The sequence below is a fragment of the Flavobacterium sp. FG68 genome (genome assembly GCF_057808895.1).
In genome coordinates this window covers 45873-72753 of the sequence record NZ_JBMDIY010000025.1, presented here as the reverse complement: position 1 = coordinate 72753, position 26881 = coordinate 45873, and the positions used below count along the sequence as shown (strand labels likewise).

19 protein-coding genes are annotated in these 26881 nt (G+C 34.0%); 12 read left to right on the top strand and 7 right to left on the bottom strand.

Going from position 1 to position 26881, the window contains the following annotated elements; genetic code table 11:
• Window positions 1-38: 38 nt before the first annotated feature.
• The gene (locus tag ACODSB_RS16185) at window positions 39-917 is read right to left on the bottom strand and encodes a helix-turn-helix domain-containing protein (RefSeq protein ID WP_053473839.1); all 879 of its coding nucleotides are present in this window, start codon (window positions 915-917) and stop codon (window positions 39-41) included.
• Between the two features lie 305 nt (window positions 918-1222).
• Between ACODSB_RS16185 and ACODSB_RS16180 the strand changes: the two genes are divergently transcribed.
• The 7 genes from ACODSB_RS16180 to ACODSB_RS16150 all read left to right on the top strand — a co-directional run bounded on the left by ACODSB_RS16180 (window position 1223) and on the right by ACODSB_RS16150 (window position 9790).
• Complete coding sequence (locus ACODSB_RS16180; protein ID WP_488937801.1) at window positions 1223-2359, top strand: glycoside hydrolase family 26 protein; 1137 nt, start codon at window positions 1223-1225, stop codon at window positions 2357-2359.
• A 159-nt stretch (window positions 2360-2518) separates the two neighbouring features.
• A complete protein-coding gene (locus ACODSB_RS16175) occupies window positions 2519-3910 on the top strand; it encodes an MFS transporter (protein WP_488937800.1) in 1392 nt (463 codons plus the stop codon).
• Window positions 3911-3935: 25 nt separating this feature from the next.
• Window positions 3936-5126 (top strand): glycoside hydrolase family 130 protein, encoded by a 1191-nt coding sequence (locus ACODSB_RS16170; protein WP_488937799.1) that lies wholly within the window; start codon window positions 3936-3938, stop codon window positions 5124-5126.
• A 5-nt stretch (window positions 5127-5131) separates the two neighbouring features.
• Window positions 5132-6322, top strand: a complete 1191-nt coding sequence (locus ACODSB_RS16165) for an AGE family epimerase/isomerase (protein ID WP_488937798.1) — start codon at window positions 5132-5134, stop codon at window positions 6320-6322.
• Window positions 6323-6556: 234 nt separating this feature from the next.
• On the top strand, window positions 6557-7114 hold the full coding sequence (locus ACODSB_RS16160) for a carbohydrate binding domain-containing protein (RefSeq protein ID WP_488937797.1): 558 nt from the start codon (window positions 6557-6559) through the stop codon (window positions 7112-7114).
• Window positions 7115-7117: 3 nt separating this feature from the next.
• Window positions 7118-8353, top strand: a complete 1236-nt coding sequence (locus ACODSB_RS16155) for a glycoside hydrolase family 26 protein (protein ID WP_488937796.1) — start codon at window positions 7118-7120, stop codon at window positions 8351-8353.
• A gap of 150 nt (window positions 8354-8503) precedes the next feature.
• A complete protein-coding gene (locus tag ACODSB_RS16150) occupies window positions 8504-9790 on the top strand; it encodes a glycoside hydrolase 5 family protein (RefSeq protein WP_488937795.1) in 1287 nt (428 codons plus the stop codon).
• A gap of 310 nt (window positions 9791-10100) precedes the next feature.
• On the opposite strand, the gene ACODSB_RS16145 is transcribed toward ACODSB_RS16150, so the two are convergent.
• The 4 genes from ACODSB_RS16145 to ACODSB_RS16130 all read right to left on the bottom strand — a co-directional run bounded on the left by ACODSB_RS16145 (window position 10101) and on the right by ACODSB_RS16130 (window position 16318).
• Window positions 10101-11057 carry an aldo/keto reductase gene (locus tag ACODSB_RS16145; protein WP_488937794.1) on the bottom strand — a complete coding sequence of 319 codons (957 nt, stop codon included), beginning with the start codon at window positions 11055-11057 and terminating at the stop codon, window positions 10101-10103.
• A gap of 317 nt (window positions 11058-11374) precedes the next feature.
• Entirely contained in the window at window positions 11375-13672 is a 2298-nt protein-coding gene (bglX, locus tag ACODSB_RS16140) for a beta-glucosidase BglX (protein WP_488937793.1), read from the bottom strand.
• Window positions 13673-13857: 185 nt separating this feature from the next.
• Window positions 13858-15237 carry a sialate O-acetylesterase gene (locus ACODSB_RS16135; RefSeq protein WP_488937792.1) on the bottom strand — a complete coding sequence of 460 codons (1380 nt, stop codon included), beginning with the start codon at window positions 15235-15237 and terminating at the stop codon, window positions 13858-13860.
• The gene (locus ACODSB_RS16130) at window positions 15227-16318 is read right to left on the bottom strand and encodes an SGNH/GDSL hydrolase family protein (protein ID WP_488937791.1); all 1092 of its coding nucleotides are present in this window, start codon (window positions 16316-16318) and stop codon (window positions 15227-15229) included. The genes ACODSB_RS16135 and ACODSB_RS16130 overlap by 11 nt, the downstream gene beginning before the upstream one ends.
• Before the next feature lie 196 nt (window positions 16319-16514).
• Here ACODSB_RS16130 and ACODSB_RS16125 point away from each other — a divergent pair, with 196 nt between their 5' ends.
• Window positions 16515-17015 (top strand): C40 family peptidase, encoded by a 501-nt coding sequence (locus ACODSB_RS16125; RefSeq protein ID WP_488937790.1) that lies wholly within the window; start codon window positions 16515-16517, stop codon window positions 17013-17015.
• A 58-nt stretch (window positions 17016-17073) separates the two neighbouring features.
• On the opposite strand, the gene ACODSB_RS16120 is transcribed toward ACODSB_RS16125, so the two are convergent.
• Window positions 17074-17487 carry a DUF1573 domain-containing protein gene (locus tag ACODSB_RS16120; protein WP_180859587.1) on the bottom strand — a complete coding sequence of 138 codons (414 nt, stop codon included), beginning with the start codon at window positions 17485-17487 and terminating at the stop codon, window positions 17074-17076.
• Window positions 17488-17650: 163 nt separating this feature from the next.
• On the opposite strand from ACODSB_RS16120, the gene ACODSB_RS16115 reads away from it, so the two are divergent.
• The 3 genes from ACODSB_RS16115 to ACODSB_RS16105 all read left to right on the top strand — a co-directional run bounded on the left by ACODSB_RS16115 (window position 17651) and on the right by ACODSB_RS16105 (window position 20471).
• Complete coding sequence (locus ACODSB_RS16115; protein ID WP_488937789.1) at window positions 17651-18916, top strand: sensor histidine kinase; 1266 nt, start codon at window positions 17651-17653, stop codon at window positions 18914-18916.
• Complete coding sequence (locus ACODSB_RS16110; protein WP_073484444.1) at window positions 18913-19599, top strand: response regulator transcription factor; 687 nt, start codon at window positions 18913-18915, stop codon at window positions 19597-19599. The genes ACODSB_RS16115 and ACODSB_RS16110 overlap by 4 nt, the downstream gene beginning before the upstream one ends.
• A 107-nt stretch (window positions 19600-19706) precedes the next feature.
• On the top strand, window positions 19707-20471 hold the full coding sequence (locus ACODSB_RS16105; protein WP_488937788.1) for an MBL fold metallo-hydrolase: 765 nt from the start codon (window positions 19707-19709) through the stop codon (window positions 20469-20471).
• A 1-nt stretch (window position 20472) separates the two neighbouring features.
• Here the strand turns inward: ACODSB_RS16105 and ACODSB_RS16100 are convergent, their stop codons facing one another.
• Window positions 20473-22689 (bottom strand): B12-binding domain-containing radical SAM protein, encoded by a 2217-nt coding sequence (locus tag ACODSB_RS16100; protein ID WP_488937787.1) that lies wholly within the window; start codon window positions 22687-22689, stop codon window positions 20473-20475.
• A gap of 132 nt (window positions 22690-22821) precedes the next feature.
• Between ACODSB_RS16100 and ACODSB_RS16095 the strand changes: the two genes are divergently transcribed.
• On the top strand, window positions 22822-26853 hold the full coding sequence (locus tag ACODSB_RS16095; RefSeq protein WP_488937786.1) for a DUF7948 domain-containing protein: 4032 nt from the start codon (window positions 22822-22824) through the stop codon (window positions 26851-26853).
• Window positions 26854-26881 lie beyond the last annotated feature (28 nt).

Sequence of the window (26881 nt, the reverse complement as noted above, 5' to 3'; positions counted from 1 at the left end):
CGTTAAAAATAATATTTATTCGTGCAAAAAAAGTATCACTACAAAATACGTTTTAATCCAGAAAAATCCTCACGATATTGACTAGGTGTGCAGTTTTTAATAGCCTTAAAGCTACGATTGAAGTTCGCAATATTATTAAAGCCAGATTTAAAAGCCACTTCAGAAACGCTCATATCTTTTTCAACAAGCCAGCGGGCAGCATATCCTATACGGATATCATTAATATAATTGACAAAAGTTTTCCCCGTACGTTTTTTAATAAAACGATTAAAAGAAATTATTGACATACTCGCAACACTTGCCACATCATCTAAAGTAATTTTATCAGCAAAATGTTTTTGCACATATTCGTAAACCAATTTCATTTTATCATAATCATCAAACTTATCATAATCAACAGTATAAGTAGAAAGTAATCGCTGATTTCTCGAATTGGCAAGATCATATAATAAGGAAGTAATTTCCAGGAAATAGTCCATACCGTCTAATTTAGAAAGCCTTACCAATCTTGGCGTCAATTCTTCGGCCGTTTTTTTAGAAAATAAAATTCCGTGAATAGATCTGTTAAACATATCCCGAATTGGATTCATAATACGTCTGGCCAGCAAAGATTCATGAAATAAATCATTATGAAACTGAATCGTAATTTCGTGTATTTTTTTATTGGTACATTTATTTAATTCCCAACCGTGGTATAAATTTGGTCCAATCAAAACCAATTCAACATTATCAATTTCTTCAATATTATCACCTACAACACGCCTTACCCCTTTTCCGTTTAAAATAAAATTGATCTCAAATTCAGGATGATAATGAACCGGAAAATCAAAACTATCTTTAACTCTATCAAACACCAAAAAACTATCTCCGGCAGAAAGCGGAGCGATTTCTCTATAAAAATTTTTAGCAGTACTCATCTCTTAAAACTGTTTTTAAATGATATCAGTTGATTTTTTCCTGCAATAATATGATATATAATTGATAAAATAATATTAATTACGCTATAAACATACATTTATCTTTGAAAAATAGAATTATCAACTTTACAAAATCAGTATTAATAATAAACATTAATCATTTTTAATACTTAAACTTTTTATAGTTTTAATAATTTTATAAGGAAAACAATACCGAATCACAAATAGACAAATTCAGTTTCAGAATCAAGTTGACAATTTCAAATCAGAAATTGAGAACACACTGAAAAACAATATTTTCAAAAATGAAAAAATACTTTTTTAATCTTTTAGCCACTGCATTACTAGGAACTTCATGTTCTGCACAGTCTATTAATAGTAATACGAATTTGTCACTTTCAGATAAAAAAGCAACACCTGAAACCATTTCACTATATAAAAAACTAAACCAGCTTACACAAAGCGGTTATCTTTTTGGTCACCAAGACGACTTAGCGTACGGTGTAAACTGGAAATATGAAAACGGAAGAAGCGACATTAAAGATGTTGTGGGCGATTATCCTGCGCTTTACGGTTGGGATATTGCCGGTTTAGAAAAAGACGATACCAATAATATAGACGGAATTCCACTCGTTAAAATGAAACAATATATTATTGAGGCCAACGAAAGAGGCGGAATCTCAACGATAAGCTGGCATTTTGATAATCCTGCAACTGGAAAAAGTGCGTGGGATAATACACCAAATTCTCTAAAAACCATTTTACCGGGCGGAGAAAATCATCAAAAATTTATTGCATGGTTAGACAAAGCCGCGAATTTTCTTCTATCCTTAAAAGATAAAAAAGGAAAAAATATTCCAATTCTGTTTAGACCGTATCATGAACTTTCCGGAGGCTGGTTTTGGTGGGGGAAAGGAAATTGCACTCCTGAAGAATTCAAAACCGCATGGAAATTCACCTTTGAATACCTGCAGAAAAAAGGCGTTCATAATTTAATTTATGTTTACAACACAGGAAGTTTCAGCTCAAAAGAAGATTTTCTAACGAATTATCCCGGAGATAATTTTGCCGATATCTTAAGCTTCGATTCGTATCAAAACAACAATGATAAAGAAGGAACAAAATTTATACAAGAAGTTCAAAATCAGCTAAAAACCTTAAACGAAATTGGTTTAGAAAAGCATAAACTAATTGCCGTTGCCGAAGCGGGTTACGAAGCAATTCCAGACCCAAAATGGTGGACAGGAACTTTCTCAAAAGCCATTGGTGATTATAAAATATCCTATGTTTTATTATGGCGAAATCACGGCTGGCAGGAAAAAGAACAAAAAATGCATTATTACGCACCGTTCAAAGGTCAAACGAGCGAAAAAGATTTTATAGAATATTACAATCTAGACAAAACCTTATTTGAAAAAGACTTAAAAAAAATTAAAAATTGAGAATTAAAAATTAAAAATCCGCGTCATCTGCGTTCTAAAGAATTTAAAAATAAAATCTGTTTTTATCCGCGTTTTTACGAAGTAAATCCGTTTTATCCGCGTCAAAAAAACACACAGAAACATCAAAAATAATTAACCACCCAAAATAACAAAAGCCTAATGCACGACAAAATTAGTTTAAAAGAAAAAATCGGTTACGGACTTGGAGACGCTGCGTCATCAATGTTCTGGAAAATCTTTAGTATGTATCTTTTGTTTTTCTACACCGACGTTTTCGGATTGGCGCCTGCCGTTGTAGGAACCATGTTCTTGATTACCAGAATCTGGGATTCCTGCTTTGATCCCATTGTTGGAATCATTGCGGACAGAACAAAAACTAAATGGGGAAAATTCAGACCATATCTTTTATGGGTTGCCATTCCTTTTGCCGTAATTGGAGTTTTAACTTTTTACACGCCGGATTTTGACGAAAAAGGAAAAATAATTTACGCCTACGTAACCTATTCCTTAATGATGATGATTTATTCCTTAATCAATGTTCCGTACGCATCACTTTTGGGCGTAATGTCATCTGACCGAAAAGACAGAAACACATTATCATCATACAGAATGGTTTTTGCCTTTGGCGGAAGTCTTTTGGCACTTTGGTTAATTGAACCGCTTGTAAATTATTTCGGCGGAAGCCTAAATTCTAAAACAGGCTGGCTGGCAACAATTATTGTTTTTGGAGTAATTACAACAGTATTTTTCTGGGCTTGTTTTTTCTTTACAAAAGAAAGAGTAAAACCTATCGAAAACGAACAATCCAACTTAAAAGAAGATTTAAAAGATCTATTAAAAAATAAACCGTGGTGGATTTTATTAGGCGCCGGAATCGGAACTTTAGTTTTCAACTCCATCAGAGACGGTGCGGCAGTTTACTATTTTAAATATTATGTAAGCAGTTCTGTAAATTTTGATTTCACGCTTTTTGGAACAGATTTTCACATGACGCCAACTTCCATTTATTTGGTTTTAGGACAAGCTGCCAATATCATAGGTGTAATTATCGCTACTCCTATCGCCAATAAAATGGGTAAAAAGAACACCTTTTTTGGTGCCATGGCAATTGCCTCAATTTTAAGTTTAGCATTCTATTTCTTCGGAAAAGAAGATGTTCTTCTAATTATGAGTTTTCAGGTTTTAATCAGCATTTGTGCAGGCTGTATTTTCCCATTAATCTGGTCGATGTATGCAGACAGCGCCGATTACTCTGAATGGAAACAAGGCCGCAGAGCAACCGGATTGGTTTTCTCAGCATCCTCAATGTCACAAAAATTTGGATGGACAATTGGCGGAGCCGGAACCGGATGGCTTTTAGGTTATTATGGTTTTCAGGCCAATGTGGAACAAACTGCCGTAACCCAAAACGGAATTCAATTAATGTTAAGTATACTCCCTGCAATCGCAGCCGCAATATCAGTCGCTTTTATATTATTCTATCCTTTATCAGAAGAAAAACTGCAAACGATAGAACAAGATTTAAACGAAAAAAGAGACCAAACAAAATAAAAATAAATCAGATACCGAATCAAAAATGACAACAATAACCTCTTCGACTACTTTTCTGGATCGAAAAGCAGCATTAGAAAAAGAACATAAAGCACTAATCGAACGAAAAAATACTCCGGAAGAAAATGCTGGAAATGGGATTTATGAACGCTATAAAAATCCTGTTGTTACCGCATCTCACGTTCCGTTGAACTGGCGTTTTGATTTAAACGAAAAAACAAATCCGTTTTTGCAGGAACGAATTGGCGTAAATGCCGCTTTCAATGCCGGAGCAATGAAATGGAATGGAAAATATCTTTTGGCAGTTCGTGTTGAAGGAATTGATAGAAAGTCTTTTTTTGCCATTGCAGAAAGTCCAAACGGAGTCGATAATTTCAAATTTTGGGATAAACCGTGCGTAATTCCGCAAACCGAAGAACCAGATACAAACGTCTACGACATGCGTTTAATCAACCATGAAGACGGCTGGGTTTATGGTATTTTTTGTACCGAAAGAAAAGATCCAAAAGCACCAAAAAGTGACACAAGTTCGGCTGTAGCCAACGCAGGAATCGTACGTTCAAAAGATTTAGTAAATTGGGAAAGATTACCGGACTTAATTTCAAATACCGGACAACAGCGAAATGTTGTTTTGCATCCGGAATTCGTAAACGGAAAATACGCTTTATATACACGTCCGCAAGACGGATTTATTGACGTTGGAAGCGGCGGCGGAATTGGTTTAGGATATGTTGAAGACATGACAAATCCAGTTGTAAAAGAAGAAAAAATCATCTTCGGAAAACAATATCATACCATTTATGAATTAAAAAATGGTCTTGGCCCTGCCCCAATCAAAACAGAAAAAGGCTGGTTACATTTGGCTCACGGCGTTCGTAATACCGCTGCAGGATTGCGCTACACGTTGTATATGTTCATGACCGATTTAAATGATATTTCGAAAGTGACACACGTTCCAGCCGGACATTTTATGGGACCTGAAGGAATTGAAAGAGTTGGCGATGTATCGAATGTTTTATTTTCAAATGGATGGATCGAAGATACCGACGGAACTGTTTACGTTTATTACGCATCATCAGATACAAGAATGCACGTTGCTGTTTCTTCTGTAGAAAAATTAGTTGATTATGTGATTAATACTCCCGCAGACACTTTTATTTCTGCAGGTTCAGTAGAAACTATAATCAATCAAATTGAAAAAAATAACGCAATTTAAGTATCGTGTGTACAACTGTAAAACAGCTAAAAACAGAACTAACAACAGAACTCGATTCTATTTTAAATTATTGGATAAAACATACGCTTGATACTCAAAACGAAGGTTTTATTGGGCAGATTGATTTTAACGATCACTTAATTGCCAATGCCGAAAAAGGCGCTGTTTTGAATTCAAGAATTCTTTGGACATTTTCGTCAAGTTATCAAGTCACTAAAAAAGAAAATCATAAAAAGATTGCCGAAAGAGCTTTTGATTTTCTTTCAAAATATTTTTATGATGCTGAATTTGGAGGTTTGTTTTGGAGTATAAATGTTGATAAAACACCGAAAGATACCAAAAATCAAATCTATGCCTTAGCGTTTGCGATTTATGGTTTAACCGAATATTATGCTATTTCTAAAGATGAAAAAGCTCTAGAAATAGCCAAAAATTTATATTTCAAAATTCAGGAACACAGTTACGACCCTGTAAATAAAGGGTATCTCGAAGCTTTTACAAGAAACTGGCAGCCTATTGAAGATTTGCGTTTGAGTGATAAAGATGCCAACGAAAAAAAGACAATGAACACGCATTTGCATATTATTGAAGCGTATGCCAATTTGTATAAAGTATGGAAAGATGAAACGCTTCGAAAAAACAGCATCGAATTATTACAAACAATTGAAAAGCATTTTATAAATACCGAAACCGGGCATCTTCGTTTATTTTTTGATGAAAACTGGATCGAAAAACCGGACGTTATTTCATACGGGCATGATATCGAAGCGGCATGGCTTTTATTACAATGCGCCGAGATTTTAGAAGAAGAAAATTTAGCTGCCAATTATAGAAAACACGCCGTTCAAATTGCCGAAGTTACCAAAGAAGGTTTAGATTCTGACGGAGGTTTATGGTATGAATTTGATCCTGAAAAAAGTGAATTAATTGCTGAAAAACATTGGTGGGTTCAGGCCGAAGCTTTAATTGGTTTTTACAACGCTTATCAACTAACCGGAAATGAAGATTATCTGGAAATCGTTTTTAAAAACTGGAAATTCATAAAAAAATACATTCTCGATCTTAAAAATGGGGAATGGTTTTGGGGAATTTACAGAGATTATTCTTTAATAGAAAAAGACAAAGCAGGATTCTGGAAATGCCCTTATCATAACAGCCGCGCTTGTATGGAATTGATTCAGAGAATAAAAGATTAAAAAAATTAAAATCGTTGAGTGAAATTAATTTGAACACATAGAAACATAGCTTCTCTTTGTCTTGAAAGGCGTTTCACTTGTATCTAATACACATAGCCTATGTGTGAGAAACTAGTTTCTTTCTTTAATCTTTTTTAAGTTAAATATAAATCTATGTTTCTATGTGTTAAAAATTCTTTTTATAAATGATATTTAATCACTAATAATCAATCAATTGTATTAAAAATATTGCTTATGAAAACACTTTTTCTTTTTAGTTTATTATTTCTAACTACAATAACAAATGCACAACAAGGCAACCTTGTCAAAAATCCCGGTTTTGAATATGAGTTTGTCAACTGGAACGGCAGCGACGCGGCTTATATAACTCCGTATGATAAAAAATCAGGAAAAAGCTGTGCGGCAATCAATCAGTTTGTTGGTGCCGAGTGGAAAGCCGTTGACCAAACGATAAACATCCCAAAAAACACTTACGCTCTGGAATTCAGCATTTGGATTAAATCTGAAAGTATCGAAGAGCAAAAAGAAGCCTACAAAGCTGGTGCAGCAATTGCAGAGTTTACAACTTTAACCGATAAAAAAATTACATCCGAAACTTTTGCCCAGGTAAAAGGAACAACCGAATGGACGAATTATAAAAAAACGGTAAAAATTCCAGCCGATGCAAAAAAAGTTCGCATTATGCTTGCTCTCGTACAAACCAACGGCACCATTTATTTTGATGACGTAAAAGTTACCACTCTTTTAGAAGAAGAGTATTTAAAACAAAATTCAGGAACTACCGAAAAATAAGAGATGAAAAAAACAATATTAAAAATAGCCCGCATAAGCTTATCGATTTTAGCATTTGCAAGCTGTTCTTCAGATAACGAAAAAGAAGACGAAACTATAATAATAGTAGATCCGCCAACACAAAGCGATCCGTTAACAACACAAAACGTACCAACTTATATGGTTGATGCAAAAGCAACTAAAGAAACCACCGCTTTATTTTACAACTTAAAAAGACTGGCACAAACTAAAGTGGCCATTGGTCAGCAAGATGCTTTTAATGGCTTTTATCAGGATGCAGGCGGAGATTCTGACATCAAAAAAAACACAGGTTTTGATCCGGCAGTTTTAGGTTCAGATTTTATGTTTATTACCGATAAAAACAATAATAATCAAGCCGATAACTGGTTTTATCAGCAAGAAGTAAAAATTACAAGTGATGTTAAAGCCGCTTACGCGAAAGGTATAATAAACACTTTCAGCTGGCATATAAGAGAACCTTTTAAAGACGAATCTTTTTATGCCGCCGATATGTCGGCACAGGAAAAAGCAACGGCTTTTAAAAGTATTTTACCCGGCGGAACCAATCACGAATGGTACAAGAAAAAACTCGATAAAGTGGCCAGCGTAGTTTTAAACTTAAAAGGCTCAAACGGCGAATTGATTCCAATAATTTTCAGGCCTTTTCATGAATTCGACGGAAGCTGGTTTTGGTGGGGTGCAAATTACTGCACTGCTGATGAATACAAACAAGCATATCAATTCACCGTTGATTATTTGAAAAACACAAAAGGCGTTCACAACATTTTATATGCTTTTTCTCCTGACAATTCATATACAACAGAAAGCAGTTATTTAAGCCGATATCCGGGTGATAAATATGTCGATATTCTAGGAATGGACAATTACGGAGATTTCAATAATCAAGGTGCAACAGGTTCCAGTAAAGCCAATGCAAAACTAAAAATGATCTCTGACATTGCTAAAACCAAAGTAAAAATCGCCGCTTTAACCGAAACTGGTTACAGAGTGACAAGTTCAATTCCGCCAGTTGTAAATTGGTTTTCAACTTATTTATATGATGCTTTAACAGCAAATGATATTCAGATAAGTTATGTAATGTTTTGGAACAATAACAGCGATGGATATTATGTCCCAAATGGTTCAGTTTCAAATGCCGCAGATTTTAAAACTTTTACTACCAAAACAAAATCGGCATTATTGAATTCCCTGCCGAAAATGTATGAAATGCCGAAATAATTCTTGTGTTTAGATGGCACACGGATTTAACAGATGAAACGGATTTTCACGGTTATTTTATAAACAATGTAAATAATAAAAAATCTGCTTTCACCTGTTCAAATCAGTAAAATCAGTGTGCCATCTATCTAGCAACTAAAAAAATATTATATGAAAAACATATTTCTAAAAAACCTCAGCTTTGCTTTAATTTTCTCCGCAATCGCTTGTCAGGCGCAGGAAAAAATCACTGTAAAAGGAAACCAATTTTACAAAGGTGATAAACCCTACGCTTACATTGGAACCAATTATTGGTACGGAAGTTTATTAGCTTCAAAAAAAGTGGGTGACCGAAAAAGGTTACTTCGCGAACTTGATTTACTGCAAAAAAACGGAATCGATAATCTAAGAATTTTAGTTGGCGGTGATGGAGGGAAATACGATTTTACTGTTCGTCCGGCATTACAATACGAGCAGGGAAAATATGATGAAGATTTATTGGACGGACTTGATTTCTTAATCAGTGAAATGAGCAAACGTAAAATGTATGCCGTTTTGTATTTGACAAACAACTGGGAATGGTCTGGCGGAATGTCACAATATTTAGAATGGAATGGAAAAGGTCCAATTCCGGTTCCGGCAATTCCACCTAATACTTGGCCGCAATTTATGTCGTATACAGAACAATTTCACAATTGCGAACCTTGCATGAAAGGTTTAGAAAATCATGTGAAATTTATTATTAGCAGAACAAATTCATATTCTAAAAAGAAATATACAGAAGACAATACCATTATGGGGTGGCAGGTTGGAAATGAACCCCGAACTTTTACTCCAGAAAACGAAACAAAATTCACAGTTTGGCTAAATAACATTGTCGATTTAATTGACAGCTTAGACAAAAACCACTTAATCTCGACTGGTTCTGAAGGTAAAAACAGTTCAAATGACAGCATGGAAATTTTTGAACGCACGCATCAGAATCCGAATATCGATTATTTGACGATGCATATTTGGCCAAAAAACTGGAATTGGTTTAAAGCAGATAATGCCGAAAAAACACTTCCGACAACTTTAGAAAATGCCGGAAAATATATTGACGATCACATTAAAGTCGCAAACAATTTAAAACGCCCGATTATTATTGAAGAATTTGGCCTGCCGAGAGAAAATGAAAATTTAATCGCAGGATCTTCCGTAGCAAATAGGGATATTTTCTACAATTATATTTTTAGCCGAGTTGCCGAAAGCATTAAAAATAATGGTCCGCTGCAAGCAGCAAATTTCTGGGGATTTGGCGGTGAAGGAAAAGCAATTAACAAAGACGGAAAATGGAATCCCGGCGATCCGTTAACAACAGATCCACCGCAGGAACCTCAAGGTTTGAATTCTGTTTTTTCTTCGGATAAATCGACATTAAAAATTGTAAAAGATTATAATTTGAAATTGAAAAAATAAAGGAATCTTAAACCATATAAGTAATTTAAGAACATATAAAAGTCTGTGTCAATATATTATAAAATATAAATAACATATTATTCAGCCCCTATTTTACGTAGAGACGCACAGCAGTGCGTCTTATGCGCAACGAATATACGCGACGTTTACAATTGAAAAAATAAAAATATTATTCATCCCTATCTTCCGTAGAGACGCACAGCAGTGCGTCTTATCCGCAAAGAATATACGCGACGTAAACTGGACGTAGACGCACTGCTGTGCGTCTCTACAATATGCATTGTGTGAAATGTGTTTTATAAAAATATATTTACGCTAATATTTTCTCAATCGCATTCAATTCATCATGCGTAAACTCAGTATTTTGCAAACAATCAATATTATTACACAATTGTTTTACAGAACTCGCACCAATTAAAACAGAAGTAATTCGTTTATCTTTTTGAAGCCAGGCCAAAGCCAATTGTGCTAAAGATTGGTTTCTGTTTTGAGCAATTTCATTCAGCTGAATTAATTTCTGAATTCTTTCTTGTGTAACTTCATTTTCTTTCAAATGTCCGTTTGGATTATGTGCTCTTGAATTTTCGGGAATTCCGTTTAAATATTTATCTGTTAAAAGTCCTTGTGCCAAAGGTGAAAATGCAATACAGCCCACTCCTTTTTCTTCTAAAACATCTAATAAACCATTTTCTACCCAGCGTTCCAGCATTGAATATTTAGCCTGATGAATTAAGCAAGGCGTTCCCAATTGTTTTAAAACATCAACCGCTACACGAGTCTGCTCTGCCGAATAATTACTGATTCCAACATACAAGGCTTTTCCACTTCTAACAGCATGATCAAGTGCCATCATAGTTTCTTCAATTGGCGTTTCTGGATCGGGACGGTGCGAATAAAAAATATCTACATAATCAATGCTCATTCTTTTCAAACTCTGGTCTAAACTTGACAATAAATATTTTCTGGAACCCCAGTCTCCGTAAGGGCCATTCCACATTGTATAACCAGCTTTTGTAGAAATCACAATTTCATCACGCAGATTTCCCTGAAAATTATGCCATAATATTTTACCAAAATTTTCCTCTGCAGAACCCGGAACCGGACCATAATTATTCGCCAAATCAAAATGAGTAATTCCTTTATCAAAAGCTTCTACGGCAATACTTTCGGCATTTTCAAAATTATATACTGAACCGAAGTTATGCCATAATCCTAAGGAAATCTCAGGCAGTAATAAACCGCTTCTTCCGCATCTGTTATATTTCATTGTTTTAGTTTAAAGGTTGGAGTTTTAATAGAATTTAAAGTTAGAAAAATAATGCTTTTGTTTTGCTACAAAGACACTAAGACACAAAGTTTTTTTTACATAGCCCTAGCTTAAGCTAGGGGATTAAAATTGGAAGTTACAAAGGGCTTTAGCCAAACTTTGTAGGTTTGGCTAAAGCCCTTTTGATTGCGTTAATATTTTTCATCCAGCTAAAGCTGGACGCTATTAATCTTAAATTTTAAAAAAAAACTTTGCGACTCTGCGACTTTGCGAGATTAAAAAAACTTCGCGCCTTAGTGCCTTTGTGGCAAAAACATCTACTCTTTTATCTCAAAACCGTCTTGCAAACCTTTATCAGAACTTCCTCCAACCATAATTTTAAAAGTTCCAGATTCAACTAAATAATTTCCTTCATTATCATAAAAACCAAGTTCCTTATCTGTTAAAGTAAAAGTTACGGTTTTCGTTTCTTCCTTTTTAAGACTTACCAACTCAAAACCTTTTAATTCTTTAATCGGGCGAACGATACTTGCGTATTCATCATGGATATATAACTGAACTACTTCTTTTCCATCGTAATTCCCAGTGTTTGTAACCTCAACACTTACTTGTACATTTTCTCCTTTTGCAAAAGCAGTTTTATTCAATTTCAGGTTTTTATATTCGAATTTCGTATAACTCAACCCAAAACCAAACGGAAATTGCGGTGTTTTCTCCACATCCATATAATGCGACCAGAAAACATTTTTGTCACTGTCTGTTGGTCTTCCTGTACTGTATTTGTTATAATAAATGGGCACCTGACCTACATTTCTTGGAAACGACATTGGCAATTTTCCACTTGGGTTATAATCTCCGTATAAAACCTGCGCAACAGCATTTCCGGTTTGCGTTCCTAATTGCCACGCTTCAACAATTGCCGGAACATTTTCTGCCGCCCACGGAATACTCAACGGACGTCCGTTATTTAAAACCAAAACTACATTAGGGTTTACTTTATAAATTTCTTCTAATAATTCTTGTTGCAAACCCGGCAGATTCAAATCAGTTCTGCTTCTTCCCTCTCCGCTTTGAAAACCGTATTCTCCCAAAACCATTACGACAACATCAGCATTTTTTGCAGCTGTTTTTGCAGCTTCAAATCCGCTTTTGTCTGTGGTGTTGAAAACGGTTTCTGTTAAGAAAGTTGCTTTTTGTTTTAATAAATCAACTCCTTTTTCAAAAACCAATTGATTGTCTTTATATTGCTGCATTCCTTCTAAAACCGAAACCGCTGTATTATCATCTGCAGCAATTCTCCAACTTCCCAGCGGACTGTTTTTATCGTTTGCCAAAGCTCCAATCAAAGCAATTTTTTGTCCTGATTTTTTTAGCGGAAGTAAATTCTTTTCGTTCTTTAATAATACGATAGATTTTTTTGCCATATCTAAAACGCCATCATTATTGGCTTTGCTTCCAACTACTGCTTTTTCACGTTTTTCATCGCAATATCTGTACGGGTCATCAAATAATCCCAATTCAAATTTTACACGAAGAATTCGTCGAACCGCATCGTCAACCAAAGATTCTTTTACTTTTCCTGATTTTACTAAATCAACTAATTTTGCGACATACAAATACGATTCCATATCCATATCAGAACCGGCAATTACGGCTTTTGCAGTTGCATCGGTTTCATCTTTTGCATATCCGTGTGCAATCATTTCACGAATTGAAGCATAATCAGAAATTACAAATCCGTCGAACTTCCATTTTCCTTTTAAAATATCTCTTTGTAAAAAGGCATTTCCGGTTGCGGGAACACCATTTAAAGTATTAAACGAATTCATAAATGTTCTAACTCCCGCATCAACAGTCGCTTTAAAAGGAGGCAAAACCGAATTGTACAATTTCGAATTACTGATATCAACAATATTATATTCTAATCCCGCTTCAACATAACCATAAGCAGCAAAATGTTTCGCGCAGGCTGCTATTGTATTTACTTTGGCTAAATCCGCAGTAGTTTCTCCCTGAAAACCTTTTACTCGGGCATAACCCACTTTACTTCCTAAATATGGGTCTTCTCCGGCGCCTTCCATCACACGTCCCCAGCGTGCGTCATTTGCAACATCAACATTTGGTCCAAATGTCCAGTTAATACCAGATGCCGAAGCTTCATCTGCCGCAATCGCCGCCGATTTTTTAATGGCTTCTAAATCCCAGCTTGCCGCTTCTGCCAAAGGAATTGGGCTTAACGTTTTATAGCCATGTATTACGTCAAAACCAATAATTAATGGAATCCCTAATCGTGTTTCTTCAACTGCGATTTTCTGCACAGCACGAACTTCTTTTACGCCGCGAACTGTCAGCATTGATCCTACTAATCCTTTTCTTAAATGTTCATATTTTAATTCAGCCGTTCCGCCTTTTGGAGCTGGTCCCGTAACATCCCAAAAACCATTGTATTGGTTCATCTGCCCCACTTTTTCCTCCAATGTCATCAAGGGCAAAAGCAAGTCAATTCTTTGCTCAATAGTTTTGTTTTTATCCAGATACGGCTTTTTTTGTGCATTCATATTTCCAACGGTAAACAGGGACAAAACCCCAATAATTATTATTTTTTTATTTTTCATGGTTAGTTTTTTTAAAAGGTACTGAGATTCTGAGATGCTAAGATTCTAAGTTTTTTCTAATCTTTGCGGGGCTTCGACTTCGCTCAGCCTGACAAGAGTGAACAAGAAAATCAGTGTTAATCAGTTCGATCAGTAAAATCTGTGGGCAAAAAATCTAAAATCTACATTCTAAAATCTAAAATTCCCTATTCTGTCGTAAAACAAGAAGCAGGCAGATTAGCTTTATTAAACAAATCTGACTGAATTGTATTTCCCCATGCAAATCTCACTTTTGCTGGGTTTGTTACTTTTTTACTTGTCAAAATCACCTGATTATTTTTTATGGAAGCTTCTGCAAGAAAGAAACTTCCATCAGCTCCAGCCACTTCAAATTGATTTGAAATTTTGTTTTTAAAATACAATCCGTCTCCATAATCAAAAGAAACCACAACTTTATTCTTATCCACTTTAAAAGCTTTAAAAAGCGGACCATTTACCAAATTTGAATTGACTTTATAGGTTTCGGCTAAAGCCAGATTTGCTAAACGAATTCCAACTGATTTTTTATTCTTTGGATGAATATCAATTGTATCTGAAATATCCGAAGTTAAAACCATTCCTGTTTTCGGGACTTCTTTCAAAATTTTCCTTTGAGAATTTCTAACCATAACATTCGAGAAATTATTCGTTCCTGTTTTATATGGTGCAATCTGGACAAAATAAAAAGGAAATTCGTCGTTCCAGTTTTTTCTCCACGAAGTAATCAAAGCCGAAAGCGTTTTATCGTAAACCAAAGAACCAACATTAGATTCTCCCTGATACCAAATGGTTCCAGCAATTTTAAATCCAACAATTGGTGCAATCATAGCGTTGTAAGCACGTCCGGGTTGGTGCGGGCCGTATTCCTGTTCGTATAGTTTTTTGGCATTTTCTAATAAAATTGGATCGTTTTGAATCACTTCTTCCGACATCCAAATTTCAGCCGGAGTTCCGCCCCAATTGGAAGAAATTAATCCGATGGGAACATTTTTTAAATCTTCGCGTAAGCGTTTAGCAAAAAAATAACCAACGGCGCTGAAATACTTCATAGTTTCAGGAGTCGATTCAACCCAATTTCCTAATACATTATTTTGCGGAGTTGTTGCCGTGGATTTTGAAACGGTAAAAAATCGAATATTCGGATTTGCGGCATTTTTAACTTCTTCATCTCCGTTATCGATTCCCCAACTTGCCGACATTTCCATATTGGATTGTCCTGAACATATCCATACTTCGCCAATTAAAATATTTTTTAAAACAACTTCAGTATATCCTTTTATAGAAATTGTGTAAGGGCCGCCGGCTTCAGGTGTTTTGATTATAAGTTCCCATTTTGCCTGATTATTTGTAACTGCTTTATATTCCTGATTGTTCCAGCTAGAAACTAATTTAATTTCTTCTTTTGGATTTGCCCAACCCCAAATTTTCACTTCTGAATTTCGCTGTAAAACCATATTATCTCCAAAAATATTCGGGAGCGTAACATTTGCTGTTATGCTATTTGCAATCATAAAAAAGAAAATAAGCTTAATTATATTATTTTTCATTTAACAGTTTTTTTAAAAATGGAGCATATTCGTCTGCCAAAACTTTATGATCAGCCACATCAGGATGTCCTGAACAGCCTTTTGGAGTCATTGGTTTGAATTTGAAAATCTGAATTGGCTTATGTGTTTTGTCTTCCGCGAAAGCGTTTTTTACTTTATTCAGGCAATCTTCAAAAACAACGGCTCTTTCTCCACCTACCATCGGGCTGTTTGTAATTACAATCTGCACATTTGGATTGTGTTCGTAAAGCATTTTTATAAAGTTGATGTAATTCGAAATATACTTTTCGGGATTAAAAGGCAGTCGTTCTTTTTTTCCGTCTCCGCCAGAAAAATCATTTGTTCCTAAAGCAATGCTTATAATATCCGGCTGAAAAGCAAAATCGTATTTAGGTTTTGAAGGATCTTTTGTCAAATATAAATTAGGATAAACATCTGGCATTATGGCTTCGTCTTTGTTTTCGTCGTTCCAGTTTCTGTAAATTCCAATTCCCGAAACGCAGCTCATTAAATAGTCAACACCAATTTCTCTTGAAATTCTTGGTCCGTAAGCGTAATAACCATTATGATGATCCATATATTCTCCTTTATCGCATGGAATATCCGACGAATCACTGGCTGCACCGCAAGTAATGGAATCCCCTATAAATTCAATTTTCTTTTTCTTTTTAGATGAAATTGAAGTCAGTTTTGCTGTGGTTCCGGCAAACAAAATATTTCCGCTTTGAGCTTCGGTATTTTTATAGATTTCTAAATGATGTTCTTTTTTATTGAAAGTTATTTTTATTGGAAATGACTGAACAGCTCCTTTTTCGATTCTGATTTTTCCAATATATTTTCCATCTAAAACCAGCTGAACATAATTATGATGTTCATAAGAATCTACACTTTGAAGTGAAATTGAACATTCATTTCCTGCAAAATTAAAAGATACAGAAGATGCAGTTCCTATTAAGATTACTTGATTATTTTGAAGTTTATCAACTCTTCCGGCATAAAGAAAAGTATTCTGGTTTTGTGATATCGAAACAACTGAAATCAGCAAAAACAGAATTAAAAGTGCATTTTTTTTTAGAAACATAATTTATTTGTTAAAATATAAATACGATTCACAAATATATTTGAAATGTACTAGACAAAAAGATACTAAAACATCAAAAAGTAATAAAAAAACACCACATAAACACATCGTTAAAATGCTAATTCTTACAATTTATACTGTATTTAGAAAAATAACGTTCTATCTTAGCAATTAAACCTTTTCTTATTTAAAAAAAATGAAACTCAACTTTTTCACCATCATATTTTCCGTCATCTTATTTTCTTTTTGTACTGCAAAAGAGAAAAATAAAAATATTATTCAAAAAGAGCAATCAGCAATCGATCGGGATTCTATAATAGTTTTTGCCAAAAAATATTTAGGGACACCTTATTTATATGCGAGCAGTAATCCTGAAAAAGGGTTTGACTGTTCTGGTTTTGTGAGTTATGTTTTTGGGAATTTTGGGATGACCTTGCCCAGAAGTTCGAGCGGATATAAAAATTTAGGAACGGCGCTAAAGCCTGAAGATTTTAAAGTTGGGGATATTTTGGTTTTTTACGGTTATAAAGACAAAACCGTTATTGGTCATCTTGGCATAATTTGCGAGGCAGACGGAATGCAGTCTAAATTTATTCATGCTTCATCTGGAAAAGCGCAGCAGGTTACAATCACTTCACTTGGTACTGAACATTACACTAATCGTTTTTATAAATGTATTGATGTAATTTCTAAATAAAAAAAACTCCAAATACATGACATATTTGGAGCTTCCACTTTATAACTAACCTTTATTTTTAAATAACCGTTCCTTTTAACGTAAGTATTTTTGGAGCAGTTTCTGCACTTGTTGTTACGGTAACTGTTTTTGTAAAAGCGCCCTTGTTTGCTGCATTGTAAGTTGCTGTTACTTTTGCAGATTTACCTGGTAAAATTGGCTCTTTTGTGTAGTCTGTTGCTGTACAACCGCATGAACCTTGTACTTGCGTAATTACAACAGCAGTTTTTCCTGTGTTTTTAAATTCATAAACAATAGCTTTTGGAGTTCCTTGTGGAATTTCTCCAACATCGATTGTTTCTGCTTTCCAAACAATTGTGGAAGCTGTTTCACTAATTTTTGTTTCAGCTGTTAAAGATTTTACCGGAGCAATTGCTGAAAAAGACATTAGGCTTAAAGCCAAAACAAGCATAGAAATTTTGATGATTTTCATAGTTAAATATATTAATGGTTTATAGTTCGATTTTTACATTACAAAGATATTTCAGACAAAAGCAAATCGCTGTTAAGCGGTTTCAAATGTTTGTTAATGACTTGTTAATCGCTGTTTTTAACTATATTTTTGATTAATATTACACTCTCAAAAGTCTGTTTTCTTGAAAATTAATAAACTCAATAGTATTATCGTTCTGGGATTAGTCGCCATAATTAGTATTTTGGTGGCGCAATTGCTTTGGACAAAAGAGGCTTTTACGATAGAGCAGAAAAAGCTGAGTCAAAAAGCGCATATCGCTCTTCTTGAAGTTGCTAAAAAACTATACGAAGGAACCAGTCACGAACTTCCGGCTCAAAGTCCTGTGCAGAAGATTTCAAATGATTATTATATTGTAAATGTCGACAATGACTTTGAACCTGATATTTTAGAATTTTATCTAAAAACAGAATTCAAAAAAATGAATATTACGACTGATTTTGAATATGCGATGTATAATTGCCAGAGTGATGAAATGATTTACGGCGATTATATTTCTTTATCGAAAAAAAAATCGGAATGCAAAAAGACGGTTTATTTCCCCAAACATAAAAATTTAGTCTACTATTTTGCGGTTCGTTTTCCTAATGAAACGACTTATTTATTTAGTTCGATGCGGTTTTGGTTTGTGCTTTCGATTATGTTGATCTTGATTTTGTTGATTTACGTTTATTCGATTTTTACGCTTTTACAGCAAAAAAAATATTCTGAATTGCAGCGTGACTTTATCAATAATATGACGCATGAATTTAAAACACCTTTATCTTCTATTTTAATTGCGTCGAAATATTTAAGTGAACAAAATCCTATTAAGGACGATAAAAAACTGCATACTTATACAGAGATTATTATTAATCAAAGTAATAAGCTGAATCATCATATTGAGAAGATTTTAAATATTGCGAAATCAGACTATGCGCCTTTAGAATTAAAAAAAGAACCTGTTTTAATTATTCCGGTTATTGAAGAAGCGATTGAAAATATTCAATTAAAATATCCTGAGGCTATTATTACTATTGAAAGTCCGTCTAAAGAATATTTATTAGAAACAGATGTTTTTCATTTTGGCAACCTAATTTACAATCTTTTAGATAATGCGGTAAAATACTGCAATAAAAAGCCTGAAATTACGATTAGAATTTATGAGGAGAATTCCATTTTAAAATTGGAGTTTGTCGATAACGGGATTGGAATTTCTACTAAAAAATTATCTTATATATTTGATAAGTTTTACCGCATTCAAAACGAAAAGAGTAATGAAGTAAATGGTTTTGGACTTGGTTTATATTACGTAAAAGAAATATGCAGTTTGCAAAACTGGAAAATAAAAGCTGAAAATAATACTGAAAACGGGGTTACTATAACTTTGTCAATTCCTTATAAAAAATGAAAAATTTCAAGATACTTTATACCGAAGATGATGAAACGCTGGCATTTTTGACCAAAGATAATTTGGAACAAAACAATTATGAAGTGGTTCATTGTACAAATGGAAAATCTGGTTTGGAAACTTTCAAAGATGAAGATTTTGACATTTGTATTTTTGATATTATGATGCCGAAAATGGACGGTTTTGAACTGGCTGAAGAAGTTCGAAAAATTGATACTGATGTTCCGATTATTTTTCTTTCAGCAAAAACTTTAAAAGAAGATCGCATAAAAGGACTTCGTCTTGGTGCCGATGATTATTTGGTAAAGCCTTTTAGTATTGAAGAATTAATTTTGAAAATTGAGGTTTTCCTGAAACGTTCTCAGAAAAATAATAAAGTCGAAAAATCGGTCTATGAAATTGGGAAATATCAATTTGATACCAAAAATTTTATTCTTTTTAATGAAGAAGAAAAAGTCGGATTAACACAACGTGAAGCCGAATTACTTAAACTGTTTCTTGACAATAAAAATTTAGTTTTAAAAAGAGAACAGATTTTAACTGCACTTTGGGGAACTGATGATTATTTTATGGGAAGAAGTCTTGATGTTTTTATTTCGCGCCTGCGTAAAATTTTATCAAACGAAAAAGGCATTTCGATTGAAAACCTGCACGGAATTGGTTTTAGATTTTCAATAGCATAATTGTAGAGTGTATTCTTGCAAATAATCACAATTCTGTTAAAAATAAAGAATAATCTGTAAATAGATTTTGAAAAATCTTTGTATTTTTAAGTTCTAATTTTCCAGATATGAAAATACATCATTTGCGAAATGCCACATTGGTTATTGAGACAGAAAAGCATGTTATTCTTGTAGATCCGATGTTAGGAAAGAGAAAAACAATTGCTCCTTTTACTATTTTTCGTTACAATCCAAAACGCAATCCTCTAGTGGCTCTGCCTAAAAACAGCAGGGAAATTTTGAGCAATGTTACGCATTGTTTAATTACGCATTTGCACCCTGATCATATTGATAAGGCCGGTGAAGTATTTTTAAGAAGAAAAAGCATTCCTGTAATCTGCAACGCAAAAGATGAAAAGACTCTTTTACAAAGAGGTCTTAATATTGTGCAGACTTTAAATTATTGGGAACCTCAGCCTTTTTTAGATGGAAGAATTATTGGAATTCCTGCTCTTCATGGTTACGGCTGGATTGCAAAATTGATGGGAAATGTAATGGGATTTTACATTGAACTTGCAAACGAAAAATCGGTTTATATAAGTTCTGACACTATTTTTACAGATGATGTTCAAAAAGCATTAATCGAACTCAAACCCGATATTGCAACTGTTGCCTGCGGAACTGCCAGATTAGATATTGGACAGCCTTTGCTTATGCGAATGAATGATATTTTGAAGTTTACCGCTCTTGCTCCCGGAAAAGTTTTTGCCAATCACCTTGAAGCTCTAAATCACTGCCCAACCACTCGTGAAGAATTAAGAAAAGCATTGACTGAAAATAATCTTTTGTATAAAGTTGCTATTCCGAGTGACGGAACTAGTGTAGATTATTGATCTATAAAACTAACAACCCAAACTCTCGCAAAGTATTAATTGGTTTTGAATACCAAAATAATTCGAAATCTTCTAATGAAGTTTCAAAATCATTTTTGACTTCCTGAAAAGTATAATTTTTAGTATTCGAAATTGAAATTCTTGTCAAAATATCAATTAACCAATCGCCTTCTTCTTTACTGGTTTGAATGGTAAAACTTTCTTTTTTATCATGAAAAGTTAGGGACATCATTTCCCAACTTCTTCCTTTTTTTGATTTTGTGAAGATTTCTGCCGAAGGTTTGCCGCCAAGCCAAACTACTTTTGCATTTGGTTTTGTGCTGAAATCGTTTTGCTCTTCGAGTGCATTAAAAATAAAATCGGGATGAATTTTTGTTTTCGGAATCTTGAAATCAAACCAATCCTGCAGTTCATAATCAAAACAAATTCCGTGCATGAAATTGAAAAGAGATTTCTTTAATCCGAAGCTGAATTTATCGTGATTGATTCCTGTTGAATCGGTATATTCAATATCGTTATTGGCAAAAGTTCCAATAACCTCTGTTTTTTTAGTAACACCAAATTGCTCCGGATATAATCCAACCGGACTATGAGCAGTTAAGGCAAACTGATGCCAAAATCCTGATTGCAAAACTCCGGCTTCAAATAACTGACGAACCATTTCAAGACTGTCAATTGTTTCCTGAATGGTTTGCGTAGGATATCCGTACATTAAATACGCATGAACCATAATTCCGGCTTCAGTAAAATTTCGGGTTACTTTTGCAACTTGTTCTACCGTTACACCTTTGTCTATTAATTTTAATAAACGGTCTGAAGCCACTTCTAAACCACCTGAAACAGCAATACAGCCCGAAGCTTTTAGTAATAAACATAAATCTTTAGAAAAGCTTTTTTCGAATCGAATGTTTGTCCACCACGTTACAGCAAGTTTTCGTTTTAAAATTTCGAGTGCCAAAGCTCGCATTAAAGCAGGCGGTGCAGCTTCATCAACAAAATGAAATCCGTTTTGACCCGTTTGCAGAATCAATTCTTCCATTCGATCGCAAAGTAAACTTGCGGCAACAGGTTCGTAAACTTTTATATAATCTAGTGAAATATCGCAGAAAGTACATTTTCCCCAATAACAGCCGTGCGCCATTGTGAGTTTATTCCAGCGTCCGTCACTCCACATTCGATGCATCGGATTTACAATTTCGATAACCGAAATGTATTTATCCAAAGGAAGATCTGAATAATCCGGCGTTCCTACATAGGCTTGTTTGTAGTCGTGTTTTAAGGAATTGTTTTTGTAGACAACTTCTCCATTTTCTAGTAAAAATGTTCTTTTAAAACGCTTCTCGTCCCTCGACTCCGCTCGGGATGACAAATTTTCAACAAGTTCTTCTATCGGAACTTCTCCATCATCCAAAGTAATAAAATCGAAGAATTCAAAAACTCGTTTATCCGAAAGTGAACGTAATTCAGTATTTGGGAAACCACCGCCCATTGAAATTTTAATTTCGGGATGATTTTGTTTTACCCATTGTGCAGATCGAAATGCACTGTATAAATTTCCCGGAAAGGGAACAGAAATTAAAAACAATGTAGGTTTTACAGCTTCTATCTTTTCTTTTAAAAGTGAAATTAAAATCGAATCGATATAAGTTGGTTCTTGCTGTAAAGCGTTGTATAATTCATCAAAAGAATTGGCACTTCGGCCTAAGCGTTCGGCATATCGGCTAAAGCCAAAATTTTCGTCGACACATTCTACAATATAGTCCGAAATATCTTCGAGATACAAAGTCGCCAAATGTTTTGCTTTATCCTGTGTTCCCATTGTTCCAAAGGCCCAATCGAGTTCTTCTAACTGTGCAAAACGAGAAGCTTCGGGCAGAAAATCTTCCTGACAAATCTGCAAAGCCAATGTTGGATTTTTTCCCTGCAAAAACTGAATTACAGGATCAATCGTCTTGATATATTCATCTTGTAAAGCAAAAATGCGCTTGGAATTATCAGAAATAGTATTTCCAACAACTTCAAACTTGAAACTTGAAACCTGAAACAAATCCTGCAATCCTTTCTTCGAAAACAATTCTAAAATGACATCAATTCCCAAATCTGCCTGAACCGATTCGATATTTTTTGTATTCAGAAAACCTTTTATATACGCCGTCGCCGGATACGGTGTATTCAGTTGGGTAAATGGTGGTGTTATTACAAAAAGTTTCGTTTTCAAAAGAATTTATTTTTTGCAAAAATACGGGATATTTAGGGACTTTTTAGGAAAAGATTTTATTGGTTTATGTTTTGGTTTTTTGGTTTTGTATTGTAGATAATTAATTACATTTGCGGCAGTCAAATTAATCAGATGAAGCATAAATTACTTTTCGTTTTCTTTATAATTACGATTCAATTATTTTCTCAAAATAAGAATCAATCTATTGGTTTTAAAGAGAATAAAGGTCAGATTATTGATCAAAAAGGAAAACCAAATACTGCTGTTAAATATTTGTTGAATACTAGCGGACTTAATGTTCAATTAAGAAAAAATGGATTTTCATATGACGTTTATGAAGTAAAAAAAACGCCAATACAACATCATCCACACAATCCCAGAGAAGAGCAATCTCATTTTCATGATAATCAGGAAAAAGATAAAGAGGACTTCAAATTAGAATATACTTTCCATCGAATTGATATTGACTTTGTAAATTCAAACTCAAAAGTTGAATTAATTGCAGAACAAAAATCAACTGATTTTGATAACTATTATAATGTTCCAAATAAACCCGAAGGAATTACCAGCGTTTATCAATACAAACAAATTACTTATAAAAATATTTACCCAAATATTGATGTAGTTTTTACAATTCCAAACGACCCTAAAAAAACAGTTGAATATAATTTTGTGATTCATTCAAAGGGAAAAATTTCTGACCTTCAATTAAGATTTAATGGTGCCGAAACTGATTTGATTGATAATAAAATCCAGATGAATGTCCGTTTTGGAAAAATGGAGGAAACACTTCCTGCGAGTTGGATTGAAGATGGAGCGAGTAAAAAGGAAATTGAGGTTGGATATACTAAAATTAAGAAGGATGTTTATGGGTTTTCTTCTTCTGATAACGTAAGTGGAAAAACTATTGTGATTGATCCGGTACCAACAAGACTTTGGGGAACATTTTATGGGGATGACGAAAATTATGGAAGTAATGAATTTGGAGGAAGTACGACTGATTTATTAGGTAATAATTACTTAGTAGGATCAACTTCTGTTCCTAATTCTTCATATGCTACATCGGGTGCACACCAAACTACAATTGGAAACCCTCAAAGCATGGCTCCAGACGGAATAATTGTAAAATTTTCTTCTAGTGGACTTAGGCTATGGAGTTCTTATTATGGAGGAGAAGGATATGATCGAATAAAAGCTGTAAGAACAGATTCTCAAAATAATGTGGTCATTGTAGGCCAAACAAATAGTACAACCAAAATTAGCACATTAGGTTCATACCAAAGTTCATTTAGTGGATATGATGATGCTTTTTTGGTAAAATTTAACTCTTCAGGTGTTAGACTTTGGGGTACATATTATGGAGGAAGAGATGAGGACGGAGCTTATGGCGTTGATATTGATAAAAATGATAATATTTTTATGGTGGGATATTTTTCAATAAATCACTCAACAAATATTTTTGATACCCCAATAGGAGATGGTTTCATAACCAAATTTAACCCTAATGGAACTATAGTTTGGAATAAATTATATGGAGGCAAAGGTACAGATGAATTTAGATCGGTTAAAGTTGGAGAAAACTTTATTGCAGTTGGTGGACTTTCATACAGTACAGATAATATTTCTACACCGGGAGTATTTCAAGAAAATCTTTATTACACGAATAATCTATCTAACGATGGCATAGTATTTAAATTAAATTTAAATGGAGATCGAATATGGAGTACCTATTATGGAGGGGAATCTGGAGAAAAAATTCATGCAATCGAAATTGATGACGAAAACAATATATATGTAGGTGGAGAAACTACTAGTTCTAATAATATTGCCTCACCAAGTTCTTTTGATGATTATAATTCATATTCTTGGACAGGTTTTCTTGCAAAATTGGATCAAAACGGGCAAAGATTATGGGGAACCTATTTAGGCTATGATACAATAATTTACTCTCTTGCTTTCGCAAATAATTCAATCTATGTTGGTGGTAATGGAGGAATTGATAATTCAATAACAACTTTATGTGCATATAAACGAACTGGTATGGCTGGTGGGTACATTGGAAAATTCTCTAAATTGGGAAGCTTAATATGGGGAAGCTACACTGGTGGATTTGACCAATACTCTCAAACAGAAATAACTGTTAAAAATAAAGAAATAATAGTTGGTGGAACATCATCAATGAATGATGGAATAGCTGACTTAAATTCATATCAGCCTGAAATTTTAGGTCGTAAAAATTTCTTTCTAATGAAGTTTTCAGAAGAAAACAATTGTAATATTAATGCGAACCCAAGCAGTAATTCTCCTGTTTGTATAGGCGGTACATTAAATCTTAATGCTGATTCAGGATATAATTATGCATGGACAGGACCTAATGGTTTTACAAGTAATTTACAAAACCCAACGATCAATAATGTATCAAATGCAAATAAAGGGACTTACAAATTAGTTGCAAGTGATGACTGTGGTTGTCAAAAGAATTATGATATTGAAGTAATAATTGGAGATATTCTGGCACCAGTTCCTGATATTACCAATCTGCCAATAATAACTGGAGATTGCCATACTACAGTTACAACAATCCCAACTGCCACAGACGCTTGTGCAGGACAAATTACAGGAACAACTACAAGTCCATTATCTTATAGCTTACCGGGAACTTATACAATTGTATGGAATTACAGCGACGGAAACGGAAATACATCAATTCAAAATCAAACTGTTACAATTACAAGCCAGCCATTGCCAACTGCAAATACTCCACAAACTTTCTGTGTTGACAAAAACGCTACATTAAACGACATTCAAGTTACTGGCCAAAACATTAAATGGTATAGCAACTTAACAGCAGGAACACTTATATCACCTACAACTGTTGCTCAGGATAAAGCAACATATTATGCTTCACAAACCATAAATGGTTGCGAAAGTGAAAGAGTTCCTGTTACAATTAACATTCAGGTCACTTTTCCTCCAACAGGAAATGCAAATCAACCATTTTGTTCAGGACAAAATCCAACTATTGCAGATATTCAGGTTATGGGAACTGCAATAAAATGGTATGATGCAGTAAGTAACGGTTCTTTATTAGCAGAAACTACAAATTTGGTTAATGGAAAAACTTACTATGCTTCACAGACAGAAAACAGTTGTGAAAGCCAGAGACTTGGAGTTACTGTTTCAATAGTAAATACACCTTCTGCACCAGTCTTAAATGGAAGTACAGCATTCTGCAAGAAAGAAAATGCCATATTAACCGACATACAAATTTCTGGGCAAAATATAAAATGGTATGATACTAATTTCTCTGCTGCCAGTTTGCCAAATACTACTTTATTAGAAGATAATAGAACATACTATGCTTCACAAACAATTGGGTGTGAAGGTGACAGAACCCCTGTTTTAGTTCGTGTTTATGATACTCCGCTGCCAACCGGAGACAATAATAAACAATTTTGTATTGATGAAATTGCTACAATTGAAAATATTGCTATAACAGGAACATCTCTTAAATGGTATGATGCAGCAACAAATGGAAACAGTTTGTCAGAAACAACTTTACTGCAAAACGACATTTATTATGTAACGCAAACTCTAAATAATTGCGAAAGTGAAAGATTTGCCGTTACTGTAAAAATTCAGGATACTCAAATTCCAATTGCAGATTCTCCACAAACATTTTGCATCCAAAAAAATGCATCTATTAATGACATTGATATTACAGGACAAAATATAAAATGGTTTGAAAGTATTTCTTCAAATAGTACTTTATCCGAATCAACATTACTTGAAAACGGACATATTTATTATGCTTCGCAAACAATCAGCAATTGTGAAAGTGACAGAATTTCTGTTGTGATAAATATTTTGGGAGCCACAACTGGGGATTGTATAAATTTTGTTGATGAACTGCCTTTTCCAAAATTCTTTACACCAAATAATGATAACTTCAATGATCATTGGACAATTGATTCAGCTTATTTAGCTCCAAACACAGCAATTAGAATATTTGATCGTTATGGAAAATTAATAAAAGAATTAGCTCCAAATGCTTCTTGGGATGGAACTTATCTTGGTCATCAGGAACCAGCATCCGATTATTGGTTTACTGTTACAAGATTAAACGGAACAGAATTTAGAGGACATTTTAGTTTAAAAAGATAATTTCAAATAAAAAGGCGCAGATTAAAAA